The following is a 16247-nucleotide window of genomic DNA, read 5'->3' on the forward strand; positions in this document are numbered from 1 at the left end:
ATCCAGGACATCCCTTTCTTTCTTATCTCACCCATTTTGCAATCATTCAACTCAACTCGCTTACGGGTACAAGAGCCACCTGTGCGGTCGAGTATGACTGAGTTTGCCTTAAGCTAAGATTTGTTCGATTTCTTCAACGATGGCAGCATCCAGCTTCACACCGGAAGCGGCTGCGTTCTCTTTCACCTGTTCAGGGCGGCTTGCCCCTACAAGCGCACTGGAGACGTTATTTTGGCGCAGAATCCACGCCAGAGCCAATTGACCGACCTTCAGGTCCAGCTTGTCCGCCACTTCAATCAACTGGCGAACCTTGCCGATCCGATCAGCGTTAATTTTCCCTTCATCCCAGCCAAGCTTCGCTGCGCGGCTGTTCTCAGGAATATCGGACACCGAAGTGTATTTCCCGGTCAACAAGCCTTGCGCCAGCGGGGAGTAGACGACTTGTCCAATACCTTTACGCTCACCCAGCGGAATGATTTCACTTTCAATGTAACGGTCAAACATGTTGTATACCGGCTGGTTCACCACGATATGATCCAGCAGCAGGCGATCAGCGGTACCCAACGCAGCTTCCATCTGTGCCGCGGTCCACTGACTAACACCTACGTAGAGCACCTTGCCTTGACGCACCAGATCGTCCAGTGCTCGCAGTGTCTCTTCAATCGGTGTTTCGGTATGATAGCGATGGCAATAATATATGTCTACATAATCAACACCCAGCCGTTGCAAGCTGGCTTCGCATTGTTCCTTAATATGTTTACGGGATAACCCTTGGTCATTTGGACCGTCACCCATTTTGCCAAAAACCTTGGTTGCTAGCACATATGAATCGCGGGAATACGCTTTCAACGTCTGCCCCAGCAGTTCCTCTGCTGCACCCCGCTCGTACACATTGGCTGTATCGAAAAAGTTGATACCTTCATCGAATGCGGCTTCAATTGATTTCACCGCGTTTTCACGTTCCACATATCCTCCGTATGTCAGCCAGCTACCCAGGCTGATCTCGCTTACTTTCAGTCCGCTTCCACCCAATCTACGGTATTCCATTGAATGCACATCCTCCTCTAAACTGATTAATGATGAAGTTCCCTTTCTATTGTATCGTATTCGGCTCGGATTAAAAGGGCTTTGGTGAAGAATTTGGCAAATAGATAAGGTTGCATATGAAAAGCTCCGCTGCATGAGCGGAGCCACGATGCACATTAAATATTACCTAGTCACCACATTCTAATGAATGCACGCTAGTTTGACTTAGTTAGCTGTTACGATAAATTGTTCCCATGCTCCGCCCACGGCGTTACGATTGGCGTACAGTACGCCCCCGTTATTCAGATCTGCACTGACATATTTACCGTTCGCCACGGATTTAAAGGCAACCAGTCCCCCGCCCAGCTCTTCACGGGTAAACTTCTCCCATGTAGATGGATACGTGGCTGAGGCAATCAAGCGCCCGCCATTATTCAAATCAGCTTGCACATATTTGATATTGCTCATCGACAGCAAAGATACCGTTCCATCTGAATTCTGGATGATTTTGAATCGTTCCCAATGTCCGGCAGTGTCCCGATTGGCTACCAGAGCATCTGCACCGCCATTCTCTGCGCTGACAAAAGTGCCATTGGCGTTGGCTTTCAGACTGGACCATGTCTCTGTGAAGGGAGCCGTTCCCGTATGCTTCTTGGCCACATTCTGGAACGAGGTATTAGAGGCAAAGTTCGCCGTTGTGAACTTGCTCCATTTGGAAGCAATCGTTGCCGCGCTGTCCGTATTCAGGTTAGGTGCCGGATTGTTGTTATTATTGTAATAGCCCCAGGTTCCGCCCCCTTTAACCTTATAACTCCAGTTCGTCCATGAAGCATTCAGTGCATTCAGACCAGACAGCCACTTCTCGGTCAGATCATCCTGACCAAACGAGAACTCGCCCGCTAACACCGGAACGTTCCAATTCTTCTGATAGGACGCCATATCCTTCAGCCAGCGATCCATCTCCGAATTGGTCAGATCCCAATTGTTATAATCCGTGAATTGATAATGATGCGTCTGATACATCACATTCGTCCAGCCATAAGTTGTGGGTGGTGAAGCTGCCCACCAGTCGAAGAATGCCGCGATGATGATCATGTGATCGGCATCCTTGGCACGGACGGCTTTGTACATCCGGTCATAGAAATCCATTTTTTGTTTGATTTGAGCTGCATTTTCACCTGTTCCCATCGTTACGAGAGGTTCATTGAGCAGGTCGTACGCGGCAACGGTTGGATTGTCTTTGTAACGTGTCGCCATCCGTTCCCAGATCTGAATCGTCCAGTTCTGGTATGTAGAGTTGGTCCACAGTTGGTTAGAATTCTCCTGACCGCAGGAATGCCATGGACAGGCTGCTCCCGGTGCACCGTGCAGATCGAGAATGACATACAGGTTCCGTTTGCCCGCTTCATCAATCAGCCAATCCAGCTTGCGGAACGTAACCGAATCAGGCTTCATGACACCGCTGGTGTTCATAAAATCCTCCCAATAGATCGGCACACGCACAACGTTCATGCCCCAGCTCTTGATGTTATCCAGATCACCAGCCTGAATCCAGTTGTCCTGATATCCATTGATCAGGCTCTGTGCACCCGATTCTCCAAAACGATTCGTCAACGTGCGACGCAGCGTGTATTCATCTACCGCGCCGGATGGCGTCATCCATTCTTCCTGCAGCAGCCACCCACCCAAATTTGTTCCACGCAGGTTTACCACGCTGCCTGTACCCGAATTATTACGGACAACTGTCCCGTTAGCCTTCAGGAAATCCCCTGGTCCAAAAGCCGCACTTGCCTTCGGTGAACCTACGGCCGAAGCCAGCAGTCCAAGCAGCAGACAGCTGCACAATAGCATGATGGTGCTCTTCTTCAACATGTTGACGCCTCCCTTAAATGGTCATATTTTGAGGTATGACTGAACCAGGATGCAGCACTCACGACGAGTAACGTAATGCTATAGAAACAGCGGGTACGAGCGGTACGATCCAAAGATGACCCCGCTATTTATCACAACCAAGGGATAGTGAAATCGATTACATTATGTTGAACGTTAAACCCTTTATTCCTGCACTATCCCAATTATTGTTTCAATCGGTTATAACTTGTAATCGTTTTCAATTGGAATTATAATGAATTTGAATTAATTGTCAATCACTTATTTGGAGTTGTGAAGAATATGGATGTCAAAATCATTGATGTAGCTGCCATTGCAGGTGTGTCCCCGGCAACCGTATCGCGGGTCATTAATCAGCACAGCAAAGTTAGCACCAAAACCAAAGATAAGGTGATGCGCGCCATCGAGCAATTGGGATATCACCCCAACGCAGCAGCCAAAAACCTTCGTTCACAGAGAACCATGACGATTGGCGTCATCGTTCCGGACATCAACAACTCCTATTATGCCGAAATTATCAAAGGCATTGAGAATATCGCCTACGCCCGACACTACAAGGTCATTATATGTGATGCCCATAACCAGAAAGAGCGAGAAGTTGATTATCTTAATTTACTGCTGGATCGGACCATAGACGGTGTTATCATTATCACGCCCATGCTGGCGGATGAGGAATTATTCCAGCTTGCAGATAAAGGCTATCGCATTGGCATCGTTGGCAAATACATCGAACATGATCAGATCCCGTGTATATATACGGACAACGTGAAATTCTCCCAGGAAGTTGTTCAGCATCTCGTTGAGGCCGGACATCGAAATATCGTTTTCTTAAACGGTTATCCTGAAGCGATCGACAGCTATGAACGACTTGAAGGTTATTTGAAGGCCCTGCGCAATCACCAGATTCCGTTCCGTCCCGAATTGATCGAGAATGGGAACTTTAATGAGGAAGGCGGGTACGAGGCTATCAAAAGACTGTTTAACAAAGGCCTGTCCTTCACCGCTGTATATGCGGCTAATGATGAAATGGCTCTAGGCGTTTACAAGGCATGTACGGAATACGGAATACGCATTCCCGAGCAATTGGCTATCGTAGGTGTGGACAACAATCGAATCAGCAAATACATCCATCCTACGCTAAGTTCGGTGAACCAGCCCAAGTATACGATGGGGGCCATTCTTATGGAGAAGATGATTGACACGATGAATACGAATGAATTTCAGGACAAACGTGTCTTTAAAGTCGACTCAGAGCTGCTTGTTCGAGGGTCCTCGTCCTTCAAAATAACAACATAAAGCGCACCCGTGAAAGGTGCGCCTAATTTAAACTATGTTCTCATGTTTTTAATGCACAATGATGCTTAATGCATTTAACAAATCAGCCTGCTTCACCGGCTTGGTCAGGACCGCATCGAAGACTTCCGCTTCATGCAAATCGATATGCATGCCATACGGAATCAGAACAATAACTGGTGAATCTGTAACCAGGCGTTTCAGCTTGTGTACAAAATCCACAGCGCCGCCCTCCAGCAGTCCCATATCCACAACAGCCACGTCCGGTTTAAAGCCCCCCTGAATCCAGTCGTACGCCTCGGTTGTAACCGAGGTCATGTGCACATCCATCTCCCATCTGCGCATCAGGGATGAGGCCCCTTGCAGAATGTCAGGATCCTTGGCAAGCAGCACCTTTTTGCCCTTCAGTCGATGCTGAATATTGGCAAGCTGAGGCAGTTCCCAATGTCTGCGGAGCGGCAGTCTAATTTCGAATTCTGTCTCCTTGTCGCCCATACCATGTACCTGAATACGCCCATTCATAAGGATGGCAAGATTCTGGCTGACCGCCAAACCGAGATTGGTCCCTACCAGCTTCTGTGTACTTATATTTCCGTCCAAATTGTTAAATGATCTAAGCTTTTTGTCCGAAGACAACATGCGGCCAGTGTACTTCACATGGAGTAGAAGCGTACCCGCCTCTTCTGTATCTCCACCAGCTACGGTTGCCGTAACCAATACGGAGCCTGTCCGTGTTGAATCTAGGGCATACTGCATGACATGGGCCAATAGTTGTCCGATCTTTATTTCATCCCCGACGAAAACCTGAGATACGTTCAGATCAAGGTTCAAACCCAGCTCAATGTTCTTGCTCAGCGCCAGTCCCGCGTAGAGATAAACGGTATTTTCAATCGTGGCGACCAGATCGAATGGATCATCATGCACAACCGTTTGGCCTGCGTCATTGACGTTAAAACTCATCATGTTATTGAGCAGGGAGAGCAGAATGTTCCCGCTGGTTTCGATCATATTCACATATTCTATCTGCTCGTCCGACATATCCGGTGTACGCATCAGATCCGTTAATCCCAGAATGCCGTTCAGCGGGTTACGAATTTCGTGGCTCATCAGCGACAGCATCTGTGTCTTGGTCAACGCCTCAGACTCCGCACGTTCCTTCTCTGCCTGCAATTGCTCTTGCAGTTGCTCCGAATGACTCAGCTTCTGTTCCTGAACTTGCAGCGTATCTTCCAGATCCACGACATACCCGAGAAAAACGGCCATGGCTTGCAGTGTTTTCATATCCGTTTCACTAATCACATAATCGGGATCATCCATGAGGCAGATCGTGCCGAACGTTTCCCCTGACCTCCGCATAATAGGAATCCCCACAAAGTAACGATTGCCCAGTCCGCTTGTTACGTCCATGGATTTCGTAAGGGGATGTTCACATGTATCCGTAATAATCAGACTGCTGCCCTTATCTCTTAAGACCAGGCTGCAGTATGACGCTTCAAATGGAAGTTTACTACCTTTGGCGACCAACTCTTCCTCGCGGTTAAAAGCTTCCATAATAACATTGGTCACTCCATCGTTCGTGGCAACAAAAATGGTGTTCACTTTTAAGATGCCGCTTAATACGTCTACAATATGGGACGCGGCTTCCTGTATATTTTCATAGAAGCCCCTTGTAACACCTACCGTTCCCATGATTCACCCCTCTTGTCTTAGCTGCATTTTCAATTCATAGTGCACTGTATGATTCAATCCATTAACGAGGGTTCAAAAGTTGCGAAAAAGTGGTCACAACCTATACATATATAAAGTTTTCTATCTACTTCTAAGCATCGTCAACTGTAATTACACGGTAAATAGAAATTATACGCTTACCCTCCAGCTTTGAAAACCTCTATCATTCTGAGCGATGAATCATGACGAACGATCAGCCACTCACATGTGATCATTATCACACCAAAATAACAATATATAGTTTATAAATGGATAAAGAAACTCTACATGTAGTGTTCAATGAATGGACATTATCCCATACATTTCAATTTTATTATTTTTAGGAGGAACTGAGATGAACATGCTTGAGTATGCCTCTCCACCGGCATCCGACCTGCTATCAGACCTGGGAAGACGAATTATAGGTGCTGAAGACGCCGATACGCTGAGGGAGAATGCCAATCTGAACGGAGACTCGTTCAGCGGCAAGATGAGCAGGCTCGGTTCGGAGACCGCCAAGTGGCATGCTCTGCGTCATGTACTGCCTAAAGAGCTCGCTCAGGCTGTGGAGAACGGCGATCTGTATGTACACGATCTGGATCAGTATGCCCTCGGAACAACCAACTGTATCTTTATCCCATTTGACCGGCTGCTGGCCTCCGGATTCAACACCGGCAACGGTTCGGTTCGTACACCTCAGACGATCATGTCTGCCATGGCACTGGTCGCCATTATTTTTCAATCCCAGCAGAACAGCCAGTATGGCGGTGTATCCGCCAATAAAATCGATTGGGATCTCGCACCTTATGTGAAGCGTTCGTTCCGTAAGCATTACCGGAAGGGACAACGGCTGTTTGGAGAGAATGAACGAATTGAGGATGAGCAGCTGCATCTGGATAGTGATGAAGCGAAGAAGAAGTGTGCACGAGCCTTTGCCTATGCCTGTGAAGAAACGGAACTGGAGACCGGGCAAGCTGCGGAGTCCCTGATCCATAACCTGAACACCATGAGCAGTCGTGCTGGCGGACAGATTCCGTTCACTTCGCTGAACTACGGGCTCTGTACTTCAGCCGAAGGTCGACTCGTATCCCGGTCGTTGCTGGAAGCGACCATTCGTGGACTTGGTAAGGGGGAAACACCCGTGTTCCCTCAGCATATTTTCCAATGCAAGCAAGGAATTAACCAATCGGAGGGAGATCCGAATTACGATCTGTTCCGGCTTGCTGTGACCTGCTCCTCACGGCGCATGTATCCGAACTTTGTCAATGTGGATGCTTCCTTCAACCTGCCCTATTATCAACCGGAAGATCCCGATACGATCATTGCGACGATGGGATGCCGGACACGCACACTGGCTGATCGCTTCGGACGCAATCGTCAGAGCGGCAAAGGCAATCTGTCCTTTAACACTATCAATCTGGTCAAGCTCGGCATTCGATATGGAATCTGCCAGGGCGCAAGCGCCATCGCTGACCGGGCTGGATTCTATACGGCGCTGGAATCCGTCATGCACAATGCTACGGATGGACTGCTGCACAGGTATCGAATTCAGAGGAACCAGCCTGCCAAAGCATCGGACTTCATGATGCGGGAAGGGGTATGGGAAGGCGGTGAACAATTGGCTCCGAATGAACCGGTGGCCGATCTGTTGAAGCATGGTACGTTATCCCTTGGTTTTATCGGGCTTGCGGAATGTATGACCGCTCTATATGGCCGTCACCATGGACAAGACCTGCATGTACATCGAGAAGCCTTGAATATCATTCGTACGATGCGAGAGTTCTGTGACCGGATGAGTGAGCAGCATAACCTGAATATCACCTTGTTCGCTACGCCCGCTGAGGGTCTATCCGGCAAATTCACCAAGATCGATCGTGAGCGATATGGCGTCATCGCGGGGGTGAACGACCGGGAATACTACACCAATTCATTTCACATTCCGGTCTATCATACGCTTCCTGCCTATCGCAAGATTGAGCTGGAAGCTCCCTTCCACTCACTATGTAATGCCGGAGCGATCTCATATGTCGAACTCGACGGGAATGTAAGGGCCAATACCTCCGCTTTCCAACGAATCGTGCAATTCGCGCTGGCCCAGGACATCGGGTATTTCTCCATTAATCATCCGATTGACCGCTGTCCGTCCTGTGGCTATGAGGGCGTTATTGGAGATGTATGTCCCGGATGTGAGGCTCATGAAAACCATGTACATTTCCAGCGGCTGCGCCGGGTGACGGGATATCTGACCGGTGACTATAAAGTGCGCTTCAATGCGGCGAAGCAAGCCGAAGTGAGAGACCGGGTGAAGCATCAATGAATCTGTATGGTTACATCCCGGAATCGGTGAATGAGGGGCCTGGCCTGCGTGCCGTGTTGTTCATCAGCGGATGCCGCCATGCCTGTCCGGGCTGTTTCAGCCCCGGCTCATGGAGCTTCCGTGCAGGGGAACCATTTACGGAGAAGCAGCAGCAGCAGATTTTGCATGAAGTGTCTTCGCATCCCTTGCTGGAAGGGGTTACGTTATGCGGAGGTGATCCTTTTTTCTCTGCCGCAGCATGTGCCTCCTGGGTTCGGCAGCTTCGGGCTGCTCGGCCTGATCTGACCGTATGGGCCTACACGGGGTTTGTGTATGAGGAGCTGATAACAGACCCGTCACGGACGGAGTTATCCCGGCTATGCGACGTCATTATCGATGGACCTTATATTGCAGCTGAGCGTGATGTATCACTTCCTTTTCGCGGCAGTCGTAATCAGCGCATCATCGATGTTGGGGCAACAACGGCTCGCCAGACCATCGTTACTGTGCAGTTAGATGCATGGTAACGATTTTTTTATTTGAGGGGAATCAAGCACAGCGTGGGAGATGATTTGCTTCATTTTAAGAATGCCAAATCTACCAATATATCTAGGATTCATAGAGTATTATTTTATTTCCGATCGGATTAATGATATATGTTGCAAGCCCTTAGGTTATCGTCTATGATTGGTAGCATAAGAGCAAGTATACGACGATTGCAGCATGATACAATCTATCATCTATGCTTGGTCACCAATTTCATAGCCGGAGATGTGTACGCACATTTCTGCACACGGAAACAGGTGCCGACCGCGCTGCATGCGTGGTCAGGCTTAAAAGGGAAGCACGGTGCAAATCCGTCGCGGTCCCGCCACTGTATACGGGGAGTCTATGCATATAATCCACTGGGGTAAACACCGGGAAGGAATGCATATGGCCATGATCCGCAAGCCAGGAGACCTGCCTGTTTCGACAGCATCGCATGACCTACGGAAGATAGGGAGGTGTTAGAGCAGCCGCTACAACGACTTATAGCAGGTGTTCTTTCCCATTCTATCTTTGTGCACAGTCGTCATTCATGATGCCTGTTTCTCGGGGGTATGGAATCGGAAGGAATGCCTTTTTTTGATGCTTTCAAATGAAACACAACACAATAGCTTCAACCGGATGATCATCATTATTAATGAGGAGGAATTTTACATGTCGCAATCACAGCAACAACAGCCACAAGTACGGACAGGCAACCTCGGTTACCCCCGCATCGGTGCGGGACGCGAATGGAAAAAAGCACTGGAGTCCTTCTGGGCTGGCCGAATCGATGAATCCACGCTTCATCAGGAGCTGACCTCGCTTCGGTTGCAGGATCTGAAGAAACAGCAGGCACAGCAGCTCGATCTGATTCCTGTGGGCGACTTCTCCTATTATGATCATATGCTTGACGTATCCGCGATGTTTGGCGTCGTTCCTGAGCGCTTTAACCATGCAGGCGGACCGGTATCCGTATCTACCTACTACGCCATGGCCCGGGGTAATGATGAGGCAACCGCCTGTGAGATGACCAAGTGGCTGAACACCAACTATCACTACATCGTACCTGAGATTCATAATGATACTGCATTTGCATTGCTTGAAAATAAACCCCTTGCCGACTATCGCGAAGCGAAGCAGGAGCTTGGGCTGGAAGGTAAACCGGTTGTGGTCGGTCCGTACTCGTATGTACGGTTCGCCAAAGGCTATGACGCGGAACGCTTTGCAGAGATCGTCACACGTCTCGTTCCAGTGTACGCCCAGCTTCTGTCTGAGCTTCAGGCAGAAGGCGTACAGTGGGTACAGATCGACGAGCCTGCTCTGACGCTGGCTGTCTCTTCCGAAGATGAAGCCTTGCTGCAACAGGTGTATGCTGCCTTGGCACAAGCTGCACCGGAATTGAAGCTGCTGCTTCAAACGTACTTCGAATCGGTGGAGGCTTATCCGGTCGTGACAGCACTGCCTGTTGCCGGAATCGGCCTGGACCTGGTCCACGGCTATGAAGGCAACTTCACCAGCCTGCGGGAGCATGGCTTCCCGCAGGATAAATGGTTGGGCGCCGGTGTCATCGACGGGCGCAACATCTGGCGCGCCGATCTCGCAGAGACGGCGAAGCTGCTGGAGCAGGTGGCTGAATTCGCAGCCGAAGGCAAGCTGATCATTCAGCCTTCCTGCAGCCTGTTGCATGTACCGGTTACGGCCGCTCAAGAGAGCGCGCTTGATCCGGTACTGCGCAATGCCCTGGCCTTTGCCGACGAGAAGCTGGAGGAAATTGCGACGCTCGGCACGTTGTTGTCCGGCGGTGCGCAGCAGGCGGACCAAGCAGCGGCTTTGGCTGAAGCCAGCCGCCGCGCCCAGGCAAGCACCGAAGCGGTGCGCCTGCTGAGCGAGTCCGAATCACGGACACGCCTAAGTGGTGCGCCTGCAGGGGTGCATGCTGATGAGCAGCTGCTCCGCAACGCGTCATTCCAGGAGCGACGCGAATTGCAGCAGCAAAAATGGTCGCTCCCGCTGCTGCCAACCACAACCATTGGCAGCTTCCCGCAAACGGCGGACGTGCGCAAAGCACGCGCACTCTTCCGTAAAGGGGAATGGAATGCGGAGCAATATGACGCCTATGTACGTGAACAGATCCAGGAATGGATTACCATTCAGGAGGAAATTGGTCTGGATGTGCTGGTACACGGTGAGTTCGAACGTACCGATATGGTTGAGTTTTTCGGTGAAAAGCTGACTGGATTCGCCTTCACCAAAAATGGCTGGGTACAATCCTACGGCTCACGCTGCGTGAAGCCACCTGTAATTTACGGAGATGTGCTGTTCAATGAACCGATGACGGTGAAAGAAACAGCCTATGCCCAGACACTGACCAGCAAACCGGTGAAAGGAATGCTCACAGGTCCGGTAACGATCCTGAACTGGTCCTTTGTACGCTCGGATATTCCACGCAGTGAAGTATCCTACCAGATTGCTCGCGCCATTCGGGACGAGGTTGAAGCGCTGGAGCAAGCAGGCATTGAGATGATTCAGGTCGATGAGCCAGCTCTGCGCGAAGGGCTTCCACTCAAACGAAGCAAGTGGGATGAGTACCTGCAATGGGCCGTGGAATCCTTCCGTTTGGCTACTGCAACCGTAAAACCAACAACGCAAGTGCATACCCATATGTGCTACTGCGAGTTCGATGATATTATTGAAGCGATCAGCGACCTGGATGCAGATGTGATCTCGATCGAGACATCCCGCAGCCATGGGGAACTGGTAGGCAGCTTCGAGCAGAATACGTATGACAAAGGTATCGGACTCGGTGTATACGATATCCATAGTCCGCGTGTTCCGGGCAAGGACGAGATGTTGAATATGATCGAGCGTGCACTTCAAGTGCTGCCAGCAGATCTGTTCTGGGTGAATCCTGACTGCGGACTGAAAACACGTGGTAAAGCGGAAGTTGTGGATGCATTAAGCATCATGGTAGACGCTGCTCGTACGGCAAGAGAACGAGTAACGGCAGAGTCCTCCATATAAACGAAGCTTGTGAATGCAAACAATGGGGCTGTTCCCAAAGGAATTCCGCCTCGCTCCAAGCGCTAACGAACCTACCGCACCTTAACAGGCGGATCATCAACGCTTGCAAGATTTAACGAATCTCAGTAACGCTATTTCGTCATAACACGTTGTCAAAACCTGATAAATCGACCGAATCGACGAAATAACGTCTCTGTGATTCCTTAGATCTCAGATTTGGGCAAATGGGAGCGTATAGCATGTCTCAGGTTCATTCAAACAAAATAAGACGAACAAGGGATGTCCCCTGTCATATTCATGACTTCTGGGACATCCCCTTTTCATTTACCATCATTATATTTGTTTATCTGGTTGAAACTACAGCTAACTCTTCTAAAGGTACACATATTATCATTTCTCTCTATTTTATTCTCTATTGCATGACGATATATGATATAGGCAGTTATTAAATAAAAATTGAAAACAATATTTATCAGATCAAAAATTGAGGAGATGGACCTTTCCAATGGATATGATTCAATCATTAATCGCATGTATGCCCTTTTTTCGGGATACGATTCGCCAAGATGTAACCCTTTCCATTATTGACCGGGAGAAATTCCTGTATTTTTCCGCAGGAGAGTCGTTGAAACAACTGGAGTTCAAAGCAGGTGATCCACTGCTCGAGCCTAATCGAAATTTTGCCGATCTGAAAGGCGGTACGGACAAACAATTTGATCATTACCCGAAGGAGTTATTTGGAGTACCGTTTGATGTCGCCTACCTTCCGATCAAAAATGAACAGGGCGAGGTCATCGCTATATTCAACCTGCTCTACAGTATGGATGATCAGGATCAGCTGCAGCAGCTCATGAATGTGACCGAAAATTTGACCAACCAGTTGATTGACAGCGTTCAGCACGTGGCTGCACATTCGGAGGAGCTGAGCGCCACCACCGAAGAGATTCGCAACAACTCCAAACAAGCTGTACAGAAATCAGGCAACGTGACTCAGGTCGCCAGCTTCATCCGTGAAATCTCGGAGCAAACAAATCTGCTCGGCCTGAATGCCGCCATCGAAGCTGCTCGTGTCGGTGAAGCAGGTGCAGGATTTGGCGTGGTCGCCAAGGAAATCCGCAAGCTGTCCGTAGATACAAAGGAAGCGACTACGCGTATTGAAGAGTCTCTCCTCTCCGTCCGCCAATCCATTCAGGGGATGGAGAATGAACTTGGGGAGATCACCGCGAGTTCTCAGGAGCAAGCGGAACTGGTTAACAATTTTATGAGCACGATCGAGCAGTTGAATGCAACGAACCAGCAATTGAAAAAATTTGTGCACAAACTGATTACGTTTGACGGAAAGTAAAAACGAAAACGAAAACGAAACTCCTAACCCACTCAACCAAACGCACAAACAAAAAGCCTCCGAATCTCTTCGGAGGCTTTGTCATTTACTATCATTCCAATTTGGTCATCTTGCTAATGTTATTCTATCGACTTAACGAATCTGGAAATGGCTGACACGAACTCCTGCGGACAACACGAGGTATACATCCTGTTGACCTGATGCGCCTTGCAGGTCTGCCTTAACCGTGGACCACTGCTGTGCCTCGCCTTGTGCCAGTTCCACGCGTCCAGCCAGTGTACCATCAGGTGCGCCCAGTCGAACTTCCAGTACCGCATCTGCCTGCTCTGATGATACACGAGCTTCAAGCGCTGCTGCGCCGCCGCCCAGATCTGCATCCTTGAAGGCAACCCATCCTTGTTCACCAATCACACGGACAGAAGTTCCACCTTCCTTGCTCTCATCCAGATCCACACCGAAGTATGCATCGTAATTTTCGGCGCGTGTAGCCACACCCAGATTACGTGAAGGAATGGTCTCCCCTTGTACTGTCAGATCAGCAACAAGCTGAACATCAGCAGAAGATTTGGCCACCATAATGGAGTACGTGCCGCTTTCGACCACATAACGATCACGGGTTACATCCCAGATCGCCAGTTCTTGAACGGGCAGTGTGAAGCTGACTTTTACTGTAGCTCCAGCTTCGATATAAAGACGACGGAACCCTTTTAACGTTTTGAGTGGACGTTTCACACGGGACTGTCCGGCACGCACATACAACTGCACGACCTCATCACTAGCGATCTTTCCTGTATTCGTCACGTCCACTTGCACAGTAATGGTTTCGTCGACTCCAGCTTGGGCCGGGTTCAGTTCCAAATTACTGTATTTAAACGCTGCATACGTTAATCCATGTCCGAATGGATACAGTACGTCACCTTCAAAGTACTGATACGTACGTCCAGATTGAATGATATCGTAGTCTCTGATATCGGTCAGCTGATCTGCAGATTGTACCCACGTCATATTCAGGCGGCCTGCAGGCGCATAATCGCCATATAATACGTCAGCCACAGCGTTCCCCAACTCTTGTCCAGCATGGGATGTATACAATACAGCCGGGATGTTCTCCTGCACCCAGTTGGACGTGAACGGGTAACTTCCCACGATAACTACAACGGTATTTGGATTCGCTGCATAGACGGCTTCAATCAGACGCTGCTGGGATTCAGCCAGATCCAGACCTGGACGGTCGATCTCTTCTTTACCATTCACAAGCGGATTATTGCCGACAAATACAATCGCCGTCTCCGCTTCCTTCGCGGCCGTTACCGCTTCCTCTAGTCCATTCACCACAATATCCTTTTTGAACGTTTCCGTAGCACCGAAAGATTTCAACTCTTCGGATACCGCAAACGCATCGTTTCCACCATTGGGTGCTGTTACTGTTTTACCGTTCCAAGTGGTCAGCCCCACGCTTCCGTCCTGTTGAGGCAACAGATGGAATACTTCCTTCACAAACCAGCCATACACTTCATCCGCCGATGCCGTAACCGTTTCTTCATCTGTCGTCAGGTATTTCCCATTACGGTCTGCCTTCAGTGTGTAACTGCCAAAGCCCCAGTCACTCAGTGTAAATGTCTCAGCATTCCCAGAAGCAATGATGGATGATTTCTCATCTTCAGCCAATCCGACAGCTTTGCCACTTGCCACGGAAGTCAAAGTAATGCGGTCGTTGCCGTCCTTGAATGCAACCTTGTCGCCGCCTACTTTGCCACTGATCGCTTCAAGCGGGGATACACTATATGGCATGGTTCCTGCATACCAGTCACGATAGACTGTTCCGCCCAGTTGACCAATCACAGCCACTTTGCCGGATTTTGTTTTATCCAGCGGCAGCGTGCCTTGAACATTTTTGAGCAGTACCACTTGTTCTCTCGCTGCTCTCAATGACAGGGCCTTTGCCTTCTCCGTCATCATCGCTTCTTCACCAATCGAAGCATATGGATTGCCCTCCGCCGGATCGAATTCACCCAGACGGAAACGCACACGGAACGTATTGAACAATGCCAGATCGATATCTTCCATTGTGAGTGTGCCTTGCTCCAACCCTTCGCGCAGCGCCTGCTTCGACAGATCCGCATCATCGGTAATGCTGTCAATTCCGGCTTTGACGGACTCCACTGTACCTGGTGTGTGCGAATCATAGTATTTATGATCGTTCTTGATCCCCATGACATCGCCTGCATCACTGACGATGAAGCCATCCATGCCCCATTCGCCCTTCACAATCTCGTTTACAAACGGATGCAGCAATGCTGGTGTACCATTAATAGAGTTGTACGCGGTCATCATGGACTGCGCGCCGCCCTCTTTGAACGGTTTCTCGAACGCCTTCAGATAATATTCACGCATGTTGCGCGGATCAATGCTCGATGAACCACTGCCCCGGTCCACTTCATTATTGTTAGCCAGGAAATGCTTCAACGTGGCAACCGCCTTGTAATACTTCGGATGATCGCCCTGAATTCCCTTAACCAAGGCCGTTGTCAGCTCAGCAGTCAGTTCCGGATCTTCACCATAAGCTTCTTCGTTCCGACCCCAACGCGGATCACGCTCCATATCAACCGTAGGTGCCCACAGCGTCAGACCGTTTACTGCGGGATTGCGTTTGTAAAATACACGTGCCTCGTCTCCGATCACGGAGCCGATCTCTTTCATCAGGTCCGCATCCCAGGTACACGCCAGCCCTACCGGCTGCGGGAAGGAAGTCGCTTCGCCAAGCCAGGCCAGGCCATGTGCTGCTTCTGTTCCGTGTTTGTATGCTGCGATTCCCAGTCGTTCTACTGCGGGTTGGTATTGCAGCATGGATTCGATTTTCTCATCTTCCGACAGACGGGACACGAGGTCCTTTACACGTGTATCCAGTTCGAGCGTTGTATCCTGGAAAGGATATTTCGTTTGGTTGGTCATGATATGGAATCTCCTTTGGGCATTCATTGATTTATTTGGAATGATAGCGGATACATAATCGATAAATTAATACGATAAAATCTTGATGTATCCGACCTCTCAATTCGAAGATTTAACCTTTTATAACAAGCACTTTACAAACCTTCGTTAACTCTTCTTTTGATTTACTAAAACGATTTCGGTGAATCT

9 protein-coding genes and 1 riboswitch are annotated in these 16247 nt (G+C 49.4%); of the genes, 5 read left to right on the forward strand and 4 right to left on the reverse strand.

Translation table 11 applies throughout. The annotated features are described in order from the left end of the window. Positions 1–108 precede the first annotated feature (108 nt). Both MKY42_RS30330 and MKY42_RS30335 read right to left on the reverse strand, forming a co-directional pair. Positions 109–1047, reverse strand: coding sequence for an aldo/keto reductase family protein (locus tag MKY42_RS30330; RefSeq protein ID WP_063567219.1), 939 nt, complete (start codon positions 1045–1047; stop codon positions 109–111). Between the two features lie 204 nt (positions 1048–1251). Beyond that, positions 1252–2898 (reverse strand): cellulase family glycosylhydrolase, encoded by a 1647-nt coding sequence (locus MKY42_RS30335; protein ID WP_339847028.1) that lies wholly within the window; start codon positions 2896–2898, stop codon positions 1252–1254. 300 nt (positions 2899–3198) lie between these two features. Between MKY42_RS30335 and MKY42_RS30340 the strand changes: the two genes are divergently transcribed. Beyond that, positions 3199–4212, forward strand: a complete 1014-nt coding sequence (locus MKY42_RS30340) for a LacI family DNA-binding transcriptional regulator (protein ID WP_090903402.1) — start codon at positions 3199–3201, stop codon at positions 4210–4212. Between the two features lie 48 nt (positions 4213–4260). Here MKY42_RS30340 and MKY42_RS30345 read toward each other — a convergent pair whose 3' ends face one another. After that, positions 4261–5898: a histidine kinase dimerization/phospho-acceptor domain-containing protein gene (locus tag MKY42_RS30345; protein WP_339847031.1), complete on the reverse strand. Its 1638-nt coding sequence runs from the start codon at positions 5896–5898 to the stop codon at positions 4261–4263. Between the two features lie 373 nt (positions 5899–6271). On the opposite strand from MKY42_RS30345, the gene MKY42_RS30350 reads away from it, so the two are divergent. The 4 genes from MKY42_RS30350 (at position 6272) to MKY42_RS30365 (ending at position 13106) form a co-directional block, all read left to right on the forward strand. After that, the gene (locus MKY42_RS30350) at positions 6272–8233 is read left to right on the forward strand and encodes an anaerobic ribonucleoside triphosphate reductase (RefSeq protein ID WP_339847034.1); all 1962 of its coding nucleotides are present in this window, start codon (positions 6272–6274) and stop codon (positions 8231–8233) included. After that, positions 8230–8739, forward strand: a complete 510-nt coding sequence (nrdG, locus tag MKY42_RS30355; RefSeq protein ID WP_179262661.1) for an anaerobic ribonucleoside-triphosphate reductase activating protein — start codon at positions 8230–8232, stop codon at positions 8737–8739. Before MKY42_RS30350 ends, nrdG begins: the two co-directional genes overlap by 4 nt. A gap of 257 nt (positions 8740–8996) precedes the next feature. After that, positions 8997–9195: riboswitch (cobalamin riboswitch) on the forward strand. A gap of 217 nt (positions 9196–9412) precedes the next feature. Next, on the forward strand, positions 9413–11761 hold the full coding sequence (gene metE, locus MKY42_RS30360; protein ID WP_339847038.1) for a 5-methyltetrahydropteroyltriglutamate--homocysteine S-methyltransferase: 2349 nt from the start codon (positions 9413–9415) through the stop codon (positions 11759–11761). 505 nt (positions 11762–12266) lie between these two features. After that, complete coding sequence (locus tag MKY42_RS30365) at positions 12267–13106, forward strand: methyl-accepting chemotaxis protein (protein WP_090903398.1); 840 nt, start codon at positions 12267–12269, stop codon at positions 13104–13106. Positions 13107–13238: 132 nt separating this feature from the next. Here the strand turns inward: MKY42_RS30365 and MKY42_RS30370 are convergent, their stop codons facing one another. Further along, entirely contained in the window at positions 13239–16058 is a 2820-nt protein-coding gene (locus MKY42_RS30370) for a glycoside hydrolase family 3 C-terminal domain-containing protein (protein ID WP_090903397.1), read from the reverse strand. Between the last annotated feature and the right edge of the window lie 189 nt (positions 16059–16247).

This window comes from Paenibacillus sp. FSL W7-1088 (assembly GCF_037969855.1).
Lineage (GTDB): Bacteria > Bacillota > Bacilli > Paenibacillales > Paenibacillaceae > Paenibacillus.